This is a genomic window from Kocuria subflava (assembly GCF_012163155.1).
GTDB lineage: Bacteria > Actinomycetota > Actinomycetes > Actinomycetales > Micrococcaceae > Kocuria > Kocuria subflava.
In genome coordinates, this window is sequence record NZ_JAAVUN010000202.1 from 1 (window position 1) to 562 (window position 562).

Annotated in this window: 1 protein-coding gene; it reads right to left on the reverse strand. The window is 63.7% G+C overall.

From position 1 onward, the window contains the following. A partial coding sequence (nrdD, locus tag GTW58_RS13770) for an anaerobic ribonucleoside-triphosphate reductase (protein ID WP_342453329.1) occupies positions 1–508 on the reverse strand: 508 nt, incomplete at its 3' end. Positions 509–562 lie beyond the last annotated feature (54 nt).

Here is a 562-nt window from a genome sequence, read left to right on the forward strand (position 1 = left end):
CCCAGCGGCTCGGCACGTTGAGATTGAAGATCAGCTCCTGCATGTACTGGCGGACCTGGTCATGGCTGAGCGCATCCAACCGGACGAAAGGCGCCATGTAGGTGTCGAAGGAACTGAATGCCTGCGCTCCGACCCATTCGTTCTGCAGCGTGCCCAGGAAATTCACGATCTGACCGGTGGCCGAGGAGAAGTGCTTGGGTGCCTTGGCAGCAATTGCACCGGGCACTCCGTTGAAGCCCTCCTCCAACAGGCGGCGCAGTGACCAACCGGCGCAGTATCCGGTGAGCATGTCCAGGTCGTGGATGTGGATGTCGCCGTCGCGGTGCGCGCGGCCCGCCTCCTGGCTGAAAACCCGGTCCAGCCAGTAGTTGGCGATCATCTTGCCCGCCGAGTTCAGGATCAGTCCGCCGACCGAATAGCCCTGGTTCGCGTTGGCGTTGACGCGCCAGTCCGACTGGCTGAGGTACTCCTCGATGGTGTGAACGGCGTCGATGGGGGTTGACGACACAGTGGCATCCTCTCTTGGGGGTCGGGGCGGCTGGATGGGGCTGGGGTGGCGCCG